The organism is Rhodopseudomonas infernalis, from assembly GCF_022271405.1.
GTDB classification, from domain to species: Bacteria; Pseudomonadota; Alphaproteobacteria; order Rhizobiales; family Xanthobacteraceae; genus Rhodopseudomonas; species Rhodopseudomonas infernalis.
In genome coordinates, this window is the sequence record NZ_JAJNAL010000005.1 from 159,729 (window position 1) to 172,301 (window position 12,573).

At 64.2% G+C, this 12,573-nt stretch carries 8 protein-coding genes and 1 tRNA gene; 6 read left to right on the forward strand and 3 right to left on the reverse strand.

Going from position 1 to position 12,573, the window contains the following annotated elements; all coding sequences use genetic code 11:
* Positions 1–17: 17 nt before the first annotated feature.
* Together glnA and LPW26_RS05885 are read right to left on the reverse strand one after the other, a co-directional pair.
* Positions 18–1,427 (reverse strand): type I glutamate--ammonia ligase, encoded by a 1,410-nt coding sequence (glnA, locus tag LPW26_RS05880; RefSeq protein ID WP_238733347.1) that lies wholly within the window; start codon positions 1,425–1,427, stop codon positions 18–20.
* A 90-nt stretch (positions 1,428–1,517) separates the two neighbouring features.
* The gene (locus LPW26_RS05885; RefSeq protein ID WP_022723564.1) at positions 1,518–1,856 is read right to left on the reverse strand and encodes a P-II family nitrogen regulator; all 339 of its coding nucleotides are present in this window, start codon (positions 1,854–1,856) and stop codon (positions 1,518–1,520) included.
* A 462-nt stretch (positions 1,857–2,318) separates the two neighbouring features.
* Between LPW26_RS05885 and LPW26_RS05890 the strand changes: the two genes are divergently transcribed.
* Positions 2,319–3,818 carry an NAD(P)H-hydrate dehydratase gene (locus LPW26_RS05890; RefSeq protein ID WP_238733348.1) on the forward strand — a complete coding sequence of 500 codons (1,500 nt, stop codon included), beginning with the start codon at positions 2,319–2,321 and terminating at the stop codon, positions 3,816–3,818.
* Positions 3,819–4,035: 217 nt separating this feature from the next.
* On the opposite strand, the gene LPW26_RS05895 is transcribed toward LPW26_RS05890, so the two are convergent.
* The gene (locus LPW26_RS05895) at positions 4,036–5,352 is read right to left on the reverse strand and encodes a multicopper oxidase family protein (protein WP_238733349.1); all 1,317 of its coding nucleotides are present in this window, start codon (positions 5,350–5,352) and stop codon (positions 4,036–4,038) included.
* Positions 5,353–5,500: 148 nt separating this feature from the next.
* Here LPW26_RS05895 and LPW26_RS05900 point away from each other — a divergent pair.
* From LPW26_RS05900 to lon, 5 genes are all read left to right on the forward strand, one after another.
* Positions 5,501–5,585 (forward strand) — tRNA-Leu (locus LPW26_RS05900).
* A gap of 152 nt (positions 5,586–5,737) precedes the next feature.
* Entirely contained in the window at positions 5,738–7,096 is a 1,359-nt protein-coding gene (tig, locus tag LPW26_RS05905; protein ID WP_238733350.1) for a trigger factor, read from the forward strand.
* Positions 7,097–7,413: 317 nt separating this feature from the next.
* Entirely contained in the window at positions 7,414–8,052 is a 639-nt protein-coding gene (locus LPW26_RS05910; protein ID WP_238733351.1) for an ATP-dependent Clp protease proteolytic subunit, read from the forward strand.
* A gap of 382 nt (positions 8,053–8,434) precedes the next feature.
* Positions 8,435–9,709, forward strand: a complete 1,275-nt coding sequence (gene clpX, locus LPW26_RS05915; RefSeq protein ID WP_238733352.1) for an ATP-dependent Clp protease ATP-binding subunit ClpX — start codon at positions 8,435–8,437, stop codon at positions 9,707–9,709.
* A 328-nt stretch (positions 9,710–10,037) separates the two neighbouring features.
* Positions 10,038–12,473 (forward strand): endopeptidase La, encoded by a 2,436-nt coding sequence (gene lon, locus LPW26_RS05920; RefSeq protein WP_238733353.1) that lies wholly within the window; start codon positions 10,038–10,040, stop codon positions 12,471–12,473.
* The last annotated feature ends 100 nt before the right edge of the window (positions 12,474–12,573 follow it).

A 12,573-nucleotide genomic window follows, 5' to 3' on the forward strand; every position in this document is an offset into this window, starting at 1 on the left:
TGCAGCCGGCGCGACGCTCAGTACGAGTAGTACATCTCGAATTCGACCGGGTGCGGGGTCATTTCGAAGCGTGCGACCTCGGTCATCTTCAGCTCGATGAAGCTGTCGATGAAGTCGTCGTCGAACACGCCGCCGGCCTTGAGGAAGGCGCGGTCCTTGTCGAGGCTCTCAAGCGCTTCGCGCAGCGAGCCGCACACGGTCGGGATCTGCTTCAGCTCTTCCTTCGGCAGGTCGTAGAGGTCCTTGTCCATCGCCGGACCCGGATCGATCTTGTTCTTGATGCCGTCGAGGCCGGCCATCAGCATCGCTGCGAAGGCGAGGTAGGGGTTGGCCATCGGGTCCGGGAAGCGGACTTCGACGCGCTTGGCCTTCGGCGAGGTGGTGTAGGGGATGCGGCAGGAGGCCGAGCGGTTGCGGGCCGAGTAGGCCAGCAGCACCGGCGCTTCATAGCCCGGGACCAGACGCTTGTAGGAGTTGGTCGACGGGTTGGTGAAGGCGTTGATCGCCTTGGCGTGGGTGATGATGCCGCCGATGTAGTGCAGGCAGGTTTCCGACAGGTCGGCGTACTTGTTGCCGGCGAAGGTCGGCTTGCCGTCCTTCCAGATCGACTGATGCACATGCATGCCCGAGCCGTTGTCGCCGAACACCGGCTTTGGCATGAAGGTGGCGGTCTTGCCGTAGATGTGGGCGACCTGATGGATGCAGTACTTGTAGATCTGCATCTGGTCGGCCATGTGGGTCAGGGTGTCGAACTTCATGCCGAGCTCATGCTGGGCCGAAGCGACTTCATGGTGGTGCTTCTCGACCTTGACGCCCATGCGGGCCATCGCGCCGAGCATCTCCGAGCGCATGTCCTGCACCGAGTCCTGCGGCGGAACCGGGAAGTAGCCGGCCTTGGTGCGGATGCGGTGGCCGAGGTTGCCGCCTTCATACTCGGTGTCGGAGTTGGTCGGCAGTTCCGAGGAGTCGAGCTTGAAGCCGGTGTTGTACGGGTTCGCCGAATAGCGGACGTCGTCGAACACGAAGAACTCGGCTTCGGGGCCGACGAACACGGTGTCACCCACGCCCATCGCCTTGACCTGGGCCTCGGCCTTCTTGGCGATGCCGCGCGGGTCACGGTTGTAGGGCTCGCCGGTCGACGGCTCGAGAATGTCGCAGGTGATGACCATGGTGGTCTCTGCGAAGAACGGATCGATCGTGGCCGTGGCCGGATCGGGCATCAGCGTCATGTCCGACTCGTTGATCGCCTTCCAGCCGGCGATCGAGGAACCGTCGAACATGGTGCCTTCGGAGAAGATCTCCTCGTCGATCATCGAGACGTCGAACGTGACGTGCTGCCACTTGCCGCGCGGATCGGTGAAACGCAGGTCGACGTATTTCACGTCGTTGTCCTTGATGGATTTCAGGACTTCTTTGGCGGTCGTCATGAGTACCCCTTGTGCTACGGGTCGTCGTGAAACGGCGGCCCGGACGGGGCCGCCAGGTGATGCGGTCGATGCAGGTGATAGGCCGGGTGCTTAGATGGCGTCCAGTCCGGATTCGCCCGTTCGGATGCGAACAGCTTCTTCGATGTTGGACACGAAAATCTTGCCGTCGCCGATGCGGCCAGTCTGGGCGGCGCGGCGGATCGCGTCGATGGCTTTTTCGACCAGGTCATCGGCGATCACGATCTCGATCTTCACCTTGGGCAGAAAATCGACGATGTATTCGGCGCCGCGATAGAGTTCCGCATGGCCCTTCTGCCGGCCGAAGCCCTTGGCCTCGGTGACGGTGATACCCTGTAGACCGACTTCCTGAAGCGCTTCCTTGACCTCGTCGAGCTTGAACGGCTTGATGATGGCTTCGATCTTCTTCACTTAGACTCTCCCCGGACTTCCCAAGTCTCGAGACTGCATGTCTGGAGACTAAACGTCTTGAGACCGCACGTCTTGAGACGGCTACTGTATGCCAGATTGCGCGGCGCTGCGCAGTGGATCGATAACACCGCGGGCCGATCGGGCAAGCAGCTCCGTTCGCGGTCGGGGTGGAGCCCGAAGCCGGAGACGGTCGCGCGCTGACCCCGCCAGGATCGGCGAGCGCGAGGGATCGAAACATGGCTTCCGTAAAAGCAGGGTCCATGCCAAGTTGCCGGGATGGCTGATTATGGAGCATTATCAAATTACTAAGCCCGCGTCCGCGTAGACTTTCGAGGCGCGGATGAGCCCTGTCTGATCAATATGAAGGCGGTCAGCCTAATTTATTGGCAGATCAGGGGCTGTTATTGCCTTGTAATGAGCTTCGACTGCCTTCGTGTAAGGCGAGAGTATCGGGAATTGGGCATGGAGTTACTGACTCCCGTTGAAATGAACCGTGCGGACCTGCTGACCATATCCGGCGGGTCGTCTGGCTTTGCGTTGATGCTGCACGCCGGTCGGCATGTTGCTCAGGCGGCGATCGAGATGGCCGAGAGTGGCCCGATTCTGGTGATCGCGGGTCCAGGCAACAATGGCGGCGACGGTCTGATCGCCGCGACCGAGCTTGTGGCACTCGGCCGCACCGTGCACGTCATGCTGCTTGGTGATCGCGACGCATTGAAGGGTGACGCCGCGCTGGCGGCGCGGGAGTGGAAGGGGCCGCTGCTGCCGTTCCTGCCGCAGTCGATCGGCGCCCCGGCGCTGATCATCGATGCGCTGTTCGGCGCCGGCCTCAACCGGCCGGTCAAGGATCAGGCGCTGGAGATGATCGATGCGGTCAACGCCAGCGGCGTGCCGGTGCTGGCGGTCGATCTGCCGAGCGGCATCAACGGCGCCACCGGCGCTGTACTCGGCGCCGCCATCAAGGCGCGCGAGACCGTCACTTTCTTCCGCCGCAAGCCGGGGCACCTCCTGGTGCCGGGCCGGCTGTATTGCGGCAAGGTAAGGGTGGTCGATATCGGGATCGATCCGGCGGTGCTGGACGAGATCCGGCCGCAGGCGTTCGAGAACGATTCGGATCTTTGGCTCGCGCACTTCCCGGTGCCGCGCGCCGATGGGCACAAATACGGCCGCGGCCACGCCGTGGTGATTTCCGGCGAGCTTTCCCAGACCGGTGCGGCGCGGCTGGCGGCGCGCGGCGCGCTGCGCGCCGGGGCCGGGCTTGTGACGCTGGCGTCGCCACGGGACGCGCTGGCGGTCAATGCCGCTGCGCTCACGGCCGTGATGCTGCGGGCGATCGACACGCCTGAGGAGCTGGCCGGGATGTTGACCGATCGCCGCTTCAACGCGGTCGGAATCGGGCCGGGGGCGGGCGTCGACGAGCGAACCCGTGGAAACGTGCTGGCTTCGCTCGCCGCTGGCGCTGGCACCGTGCTCGATGCCGACGCGCTCACCGCGTTTGCGGGTAGCCCGGAGACGCTGTTCGAGGCGATCAAATCCGGGTCCAATCCACAGGTGGTCCTGACCCCGCACGAGGGCGAATTTCCACGCCTGTTCAGCGACATGAGCAACAAAAATCCACTTCGATCGAAACTCGAACGAGTCCGCGTAGCCGCTCAGCGGTCGGGGGCCGTGGTGTTGCTCAAGGGAGCCGATACGGTGGTCGCGTCGCCGGATGGCCGGGCCGCAATCGCCTTCAATGCACCGCCGTGGCTTGCGACCGCCGGCGCCGGCGACGTGCTGACCGGCATCATCACCGGCCTGCTGGCGCAGCGAGTGCCGGCTTTCGAAGCCGCCTGCATCGGCGTGTGGATGCATGGCGAGGCGGCGTGCGAGGCCGGACCAGGCCTGATCGCCGAGGATCTCACCGAGACGCTGCCGGCGGTGACCCGGCGGGTCTATGACGAACTTGGGGTGGAGTATTGAGCGGGTCCGCATCCGCAGCATTGGCCACGGGCATCGACCAAAAAGTTCAGGCGCTTAGCTCTCCACGCGTCATGCCCGGCCTTGTGCCGGGCATCCACGCCTTGCTGACGGCAATGCAAGAAAGACGTGGATGGCCGGGACGGGCCCGGCCATGACGAGCTGAGAGACATGTGCTTGACCGAAATCGTTGCTGCGTTGAGGGTTTAAAACCTGACCTTCAACTGACGAGATAGCTCCTCACCAGCCGCGGCGCAGACCATTTGGCGGCAAACGCTTCCATCAGCCAGAGGCCGGGATACTCGGCCGCGAAGGCGATGCGGTGGGTTTGGCCGGCGTCGATTGCCAGCGTGTCGAGCCAGAATGGCTTCCAGCCATCGTCGAGCCGGTCGAGCAGCCGGAAGTGATGTCCGTGAAGATGGAAGACCATCGGCTGGGTCGCGCGGTTGGTCAGCGTCAGCACCACGGTGCGACCGCGCTTGGCTTGAAATGCAGGGCCGGAGGCGGGGACGAATTTATCGGGCGCGAACCAGTCGAACTGGGCCGGCGCGAGCGCGCCGAGCGGCAGTTCGACGCGCAGCGCCGAGCCGAGCGGTAGCTGCGCCGGCAGGCCGTAGACGGGCAGCGGCGATGGCGGCGGCAGCGGTGTGGCGCGCAGCGGCGGCTCGGATGAGGTTACCAGCCGGCCGAGCGGCGTCGGCTTTCCGCCATCGAGCAAGGTGAGCGCGGCGGAAGAGCCGGGTGGCTGCGTGGCATCGATCAGCACATCGACCCGGCCACCGGGCGTCAGCACCAGTGTGCCGCCGCGTGCCAGAAATGGCTCGGCCGGCTGACCGTCGAGGCCGATCACCCGGACGTCGTAACTGTCGATTCGCACAGCGATCACACCGCGCTGGCAGCCATTGATGAAGCGCAGCCTGAAGCGGCCGTTCGGACGCAGCGTAATGTCGGCGCTCGGCTTGCCGTTGATGGTGTAGAGCCACGGCGCGTCACCGGCATCGACGCCGGCAGCGAGCGGTTGGCCGGTCGGGCTGAGCCTGGCGTCTTCGATCAGCACCACCTCGTCGCCGTCGACCTGCAGCGGTTTGTCGTCCTGGACCACTAACGGCAGCACCGGCATCGGCGCGCTGCCGTCGGCGCCGAGCCGGAGGTCGGCCAGCAGCGTGCCGGCGGAGCGCAATGATACTTTGAACTCGTCCTTGCCGCCGGGGGGCACCGGTCGGCGCGCCACCAGCGGCTCCGCTGCTGCGGCACCGTCGAGGCCGCGAAACGTCAGCAATACAGGCTGTTGCAGGGTGTTCTCGAAGCGAACCGTGAGCTCATCGCCGCGTTGGAGAGGAGCCTTATCTGTCCACAGCAGCGCCGGCCGCGACACGGGCTCGGTGCCTGCCTTGAGTACGACCGGCTCGGCCGCCGCGCGCAGCGTCAGCGACTTGCCGGCCGCGTTCGATGGCAGGGGCAGGGTGCCGGAGAAAGTGAGGCCGCCGAGGCCGGCGAGCAGAGTGCGGCGCGTGACCGCAGCGCGTGGGTGCGTCATCATGCGATGCGGACCACGTTCGGGTGGCGCTGTCCACTGCGGCAGCCCGACGCGGTGCGATGCAACTGCGGGTTTTTCTTGATGCGCGACCTATTTGTCATGTTATAAGCCCGCCGCCCGCGGCATCGCGGTCGGACATGATGCTCTCGCGGGCGTGGCGGAACTGGTAGACGCGCTGGATTTAGGTTCCAGTGACGAAAGTCGTGGGGGTTCGAGTCCCTCCGCCCGCACCACGCAAGTGCTTTGCTCATGACGAATTTCCGGCGGGCCGGGTCCTTCAGGGCACGCGTTCGCCAAACCACAGGTGCAGGCTTCCGCCGCGCATCGCCATACTCGACACCTCCAGCCGAGCGGCTGGATCACACGGAAGAAGAAGATCGACGCCATGCAGGTCAAGGAAACCATCGCCGACGGGTTGAAGCGCGAATTCCAAGTCAGTGTCCCGGCTGCGGATATCGACGCGCAGATCGATGCGCGGCTGGTCGATCTGAAAGACAAGGTCAAACTCAACGGCTTCCGCCCCGGCAAGGTGCCGGTGGCCCATCTCAAGCGCGTCTATGGCCGTTCGGTCGCCGCGGAGACCATCGACAAGCTGGTCCGCGAGACCAATGACGGCATCTTCGCCGAGCGCGGCTTCCGCCTCGCCACCGAGCCGAAGATCACGATGCCGCAGGATCAGAAGGAAATCGAGCAGATCCTCGAAGGCAAGTCGGACCTCAATTACACCGTCGCCATTGAGGTCGTGCCGACCATCGAACTGGCCGATTTCAAGAGCTTCGCGGTCGAGAAGCCGGTGGTCGAGGTCGGCGAGTCCGACGTCGATGAAGCAATCAAGCGGATCGCCGACAGCAACCGCGCCTACAGCGACAAGGGCGAGGGCGCCAAGGCCGAGAATGGCGATCGCGTCACCGTGTCGTTCGTCGGCAAGATCGACGGCGTCGCCTTCGACGGCGGCACCGGCTCGGACATTCCGGTGGTGATCGGCTCGGCCAGCTTCATTCCGGGCTTCGAGGACCAACTGGTCGGTATCGCCCAGGGCGAGACCCGGACCATCAAGGTGTCGTTCCCGGAGAACTATGCCAGCGACACGCTGGCCGGCAAGCCGGCCGAATTCGAGACCACCGCCACCAAGGTCGAGGCTCCGCAGGAGACCACGATCGACGACGAGTTCGCCAAGACGCTCGGCATGGAATCGCTCGACAAGCTGAAGGAGGCCGCCAAGGCCCGGCTCGCCGCCGAATACGCCGGCGCCTCGCGGCTGCGCGTCAAGCGCCAGCTGCTCGACCGCCTCGACGAGACCCATAAGTTCGATGCGCCGCCGTCGCTGGTGGAGCAGGAATTCGCCGTGATGTGGCAGTCGATCAACGCCGAGATGCAGCAGAACGGCAAGACCTTCGCCGACGAGAACACCACCGAAGAGGCGGCGCGCGAGGAATACCGCAAGATCGCGGACCGCCGCGTCCGGCTCGGACTGGTGCTGTCCGAGATCGGCGAGAAGAACAAGATTCAGGTTACCGACGACGAGGTCAGCCGTGCGGTGATCGAGCGCGCTCGGCAGATGCCCGGCCGCGAGAAGGAAGTCTGGGACTTCTACCGCAGCAATCCCGAGGCGCTGGCCCAGCTTCGCGCCCCGATCTACGAAGACAAGGTGGTCGATTACATCCTCGAGCTCGCCAACGTGACCGACAAGCCGGTCTCCCGCGAGGAGCTCTACAAGGACGACGACGACAAGACCGCAGCCTGAGCCGATCTGTAGCTATTCCAAACGGCCGCCGCGGCATCCGTCGCGGCGGCCGTTCTGCGTCATAGGCACTGTTAACGATGCCGCTCGAAAGCCGCCCGGCTCGGCTGGAAAGCCGGCCGCTGGTTTTGCGGTGAGCCACCGAATCGGTATCAACTCGGCTCAGAAACGGGGCTCACCCTTGTGGCCGGGCAATCGGCCCATATCTGAGCAATCGATTTCACGTCCTGCATCACGGGACGATCGCCGCGGCGGAGCCGGTCGCCAGACCGGTCTTGCACCCCTCGCGCCATCGTCTTCGACAACCCTCAGGTGAATCTATGCGCGATCCGGTCGAAACCTACATGAACCTCGTGCCGATGGTGGTCGAGCAGACCAACCGCGGCGAACGAGCCTACGACATCTTCTCGCGCCTCCTGAAAGAGCGGATCATCTTCCTGACCGGACCGGTCGAGGACGGCATGTCGACGCTGGTGGTCGCCCAGCTGCTGTTCCTCGAAGCCGAGAACCCGAAGAAGGAAATCTCGATGTACATCAACTCGCCGGGCGGCGTGGTGACGTCGGGCCTGGCGATCTACGACACCATGCAGTTCATCCGCCCGCCGGTATCGACGCTATGCACCGGCCAGGCTGCTTCGATGGGCTCGCTGCTGCTGGCCGCCGGCCACAAGGATATGCGGTTCTCGCTGCCGAACGCCCGGATCATGGTCCACCAGCCCTCCGGCGGGTTCCAGGGCCAGGCCACCGACATTATGCTGCATGCCCAGGAGATCCTGAACCTGAAGAAGCGGCTGAACGAGATCTACGTCCACCACACCGGCCAGACCTACAAGGCGATCGAGGACGCGCTGGAGCGCGACAAATTCCTCACCGCCGAGATGGCTCGCGACTTCGGCATTGTCGACAAGGTGATCGACAAGCGCGCCGAGGAAGCCGCTGCGGTCGCGAAAGCGACCTAAGCAGGGCTGCGCGGGGTTGAACCTGGTGAAAGCCTCAGGGGCAGGGTACGGATGTTCCGCTTTCGTGCCTATGCTCGTGTCAATCCCGCAACTCTGCCCTGTTTTCGCCGATGCAGGGTCGCTTAACCGCAGCAAATCACGCTATTGTCACGGGTCCCGGCTCGGGGCGCGGTTAGTGAAATCTTGATAGACGGGTGACAGCATGGTTGGCTGAACCTGATCGACGAAAGTGTTTGGGGGATTCGAAGCGGCCGCGATTGGTGCGGCCACAAAGGTGCGGGGGCTTTTCTGGTACGGAATTTGCTCCATTTACACTGGGTCTGTCGGGTCCAACCGGGAGACGCAGCTGCCAGAGAAGACCGAACCGCGGACGGAGAACGAAATGAGTAAGGTCGGTACGAGCGACTCCAAGAACACCCTGTACTGCTCGTTCTGCGGAAAGAGCCAGCACGAGGTCCGCAAGCTGATCGCCGGCCCCACGGTATTCATCTGTGATGAGTGCGTGGAACTGTGCATGGACATCATCCGCGAAGAGAACAAATCCTCGCTGGTGAAGTCGCGCGACGGCATTCCGACCCCGAAGGAAATCTGCAAGGTTCTCGATGACTACGTCATCGGTCAGAATCATGCGAAGAAGGTGCTCTCGGTCGCGGTCCACAATCACTACAAGCGGCTGAACCACCAGACCAAGCACAACGACGTCGAACTGGCGAAGTCGAACATCCTGCTGATCGGTCCGACCGGCTCGGGCAAGACGCTGCTGGCGCAAACGCTGGCGCGGATTCTCGACGTGCCGTTCACGATGGCGGATGCGACGACGCTGACCGAAGCCGGCTATGTCGGCGAGGACGTCGAGAACATCATCCTGAAGCTGCTGCAGGCTGCCGACTACAATGTCGAGCGGGCGCAGCGCGGCATCGTGTACATCGACGAAATCGACAAGATCAGCCGCAAGTCGGACAATCCCTCGATCACCCGCGATGTGTCGGGCGAGGGCGTCCAGCAGGCGCTGCTGAAGATCATGGAAGGCACGGTCGCTTCGGTGCCGCCGCAGGGCGGCCGCAAGCATCCGCAGCAGGAATTTCTGCAGGTCGACACCACGAACATCCTGTTCATCTGCGGTGGCGCCTTCGCGGGCCTTGAGAAGATCATCTCGTCGCGCGGCCGGACCACCTCGATCGGCTTCGCCGCGCAGGTGCTCGCGCCGGAAGACCGCCGCACCGGTGAGATCTTCCGTCACGTCGAGCCCGAGGATCTGTTGAAGTACGGCCTGATCCCGGAATTCGTCGGTCGTCTGCCCGTCGTGGCGACGCTCGAGGATCTGGACGAGGCCTCGCTGAAGAAGATCCTGACCGACCCGAAGAACGCGCTGGTGAAGCAGTATCAGCGCCTGTTCGAGATGGAGAACATCGAGCTCACCTTCGCCGACGAGGCGCTGGGCGCGGTGGCCCGCAAGGCGATCGAGCGCAAGACCGGCGCCCGCGGCCTGCGGTCGATCCTCGAGAGCATTCTGCTCGAGACGATGTTCGATCTGCCGGGTCTCGAAGGCGTCGAGGAGGTCGTGATCTCCCGCGAAGTCGTCGATGGTACGGCACGGCCGCTCTACATCTACGCCGACCGCGCCGATCGCGCGGCCGAGAGCAGCGCCAGCGCATAATGGCCGGCCTGCGCACGGAATTTTCCGCGCGACACGGCCAAGACAATCGGGCTGCCGGGACCTCTCGGCAGCCCGTTTTCGTCCGAGGTGAGGCCGCGCGTAACCTGCGCGTAAGCCTGACAAAACGGCGCTCTCTCCGCGACTTGACACCCCCCGGGGTGATAGCCACCTAATGTTCACGGCGATGACACGCGTTATCAGGATTCGCCTTCAAATCCGGACGAGTGGGGCCTAAGCCGGCCGAAACGCGCCGGTACACTCGGCACCTTGTGGTGACCGCGCCGGTGGCGGGTCACGGGCAAGGGGGCACAAAGAAAAGGAACGGGCCATGACCGCCACGAAACCAAGGCCAACCATCGTTTTCGGCGAAAGCCACTCCTATCCGGTTCTTCCGCTGCGCGACATCGTCGTCTTCCCGCATATGATCGTGCCGCTGTTCGTCGGCCGCGAGAAGTCGATCCGCGCGCTCGAAGAGGTGATGAAGAACGACGCGCTGATCATGCTGGCGACGCAGAAGAATGCGTCCGATGATGATCCGGCGCCGGGCTCGATCTACGAGATCGGGACGCTGGCCAGCGTGCTGCAGTTGCTGAAGCTGCCCGACGGCACCGTGAAGGTGCTGGTCGAGGGCCTCGCGCGCGCAAAGGTCGACAACTACACCGATCGCACCGAGTACTACGAAGCCACCGCGACGTCGCTCGCCGACACCGACGCCACCAGCGTCGAGGCGGAAGCGTTGGCGCGCTCGGTCGTGTCCGACTTCGAGAGCTACGTGAAGCTCAACAAGAAGATCTCGGCCGAAGTCGTCGGCGTGGTGCAGTCGATCACCGACTTCGCCAAGCTGGGCGACACCGTCGCGTCGCATCTCGCCGTCAAGATCGCCGATCGCCAGGGCATCCTGGAGACGCTGTCGGTCACCGCGCGCCTGGAAAAGGTGCTCGGCCTGATGGAGAGCGAGATCTCGGTGCTGCAGGTCGAGAAGCGCATCCGCTCGCGCGTCAAGCGCCAGATGGAGAAGACCCAGCGCGAGTACTATCTCAACGAGCAGATGAAGGCGATTCAGAAGGAACTCGGCGACGACGAGGGCCGGGACGAACTCGCCGAACTCGAAGAGAAGATCGCCAAGACCAAGCTGACCAAGGAAGCGCGTGACAAGGCGCAGCACGAGCTGAAGAAGCTGCGCCAGATGTCGCCGATGTCCGCCGAAGCGACGGTGGTGCGCAACTATCTCGATTGGCTGCTGTCGATCCCGTGGAACAAGAAGTCCAAGGTGAAGAAGGACCTCGAGGCGGCGCAGGCCGTGCTCGACAACGATCACTACGGGCTGGAGAAGGTCAAGGAGCGCATCGTCGAGTATCTCGCCGTGCAGTCGCGCGCCAACAAGCTGTCGGGGCCGATCCTGTGCCTCGTCGGCCCGCCCGGCGTCGGCAAGACCTCGCTCGGCAAGTCGATCGCCAAGGCGACCGGACGCGAGTTCGTGCGCGTGTCGCTCGGCGGCGTGCGTGACGAGGCCGAGATCCGCGGTCATCGCAGGACCTATATCGGTTCGATGCCCGGCAAGATCATCCAGTCGATGAGAAAGGCCAAGACCTCGAACCCGCTGTTCCTGCTGGACGAGATCGACAAGATGGGCGCCGACTTCCGCGGCGATCCGTCCTCGGCTCTGCTCGAGGTGCTCGACCCCGAACAGAACGCGACCTTCAGCGACCACTATCTCGAGGTGGACTACGATCTGTCCAACGTGATGTTCATCACCACGGCGAACACCCTGAACATCCCGGGGCCGCTGATGGATCGTATGGAGATCATCCGGATCGCGGGCTACACCGAGAACGAGAAGGTCGAGATCGCGCGCAAGCATCTGATCCCGCTCGCGCTGACCAAGCACGGGCTGGATGCGAAGGAGTGGTCGATCGACGACGCAGCGTTGCTGCTGATGATCCGCCGCTACACCCGCGAAGCCGGCGTGCGTAATCTCGAGCGCGAGATTTCCACGCTCGCCCGTAAGGCTGTCAAGGACCTGATGCTGTCGAAGAAGAAGACGGTGAAGGTCAACGAGAAGGCGATCGAGGAATATCTCGGCGTGCCGAAGTTCCGCTACGGCGAGATCGAGAAGGACGATCAGGTCGGTGTCGTCACCGGTCTGGCGTGGACCGACGTCGGCGGCGAGCTGCTGACGATCGAAAGCGTGATGATGCCGGGCAAGGGTCGCATGACGGTGACCGGAAACTTGCGCGACGTCATGAAGGAATCAATCCAGGCGGCGGCGTCCTACGTCCGCTCCCGGGCGATCACCTTCGGGATCGAGCCGCCGTTCTTCGAGCGGCGCGACATCCACGTCCACGTGCCGGAGGGGGCGACCCCGAAGGATGGTCCGTCGGCCGGCGTCGCGATGGCCACCACCATCGTGTCGGTGCTGACCGGGATTCCGATCCGGCGCGATATCGCCATGACCGGCGAGATCACGCTGCGCGGCAGGGTGTTGCCGATCGGCGGCCTGAAGGAGAAGTTGTTGGCGGCGGCCCGCGGCGGCATCAAGACGGTGCTGATCCCCGAGGACAACGCCAAGGACCTCACCGAGATCTCGGACGCGATCAAGGGTGGTTTGAACATCATCCCGGTCGCCCGGATGGACGAGGTGATCGCCAATGCGCTGGTGCGTGCGCCGGTGCCGATCGTCTGGGAAGAGGAGCCCCCGTCCAAGCTTTCCGGCAAGGAGAACCAGGACGGCGACGAAGCCCCCGGCGGCCTCACCGCGCACTGACCGGCGACAGCCTCACAACGCAATCAGCGGCGCCCCTAGCGGGCGCCGTTTTGCGTTGGGGGGGGGGGGGGGGGGGGGGGCGGGGAGGGGGGGGGGGGGG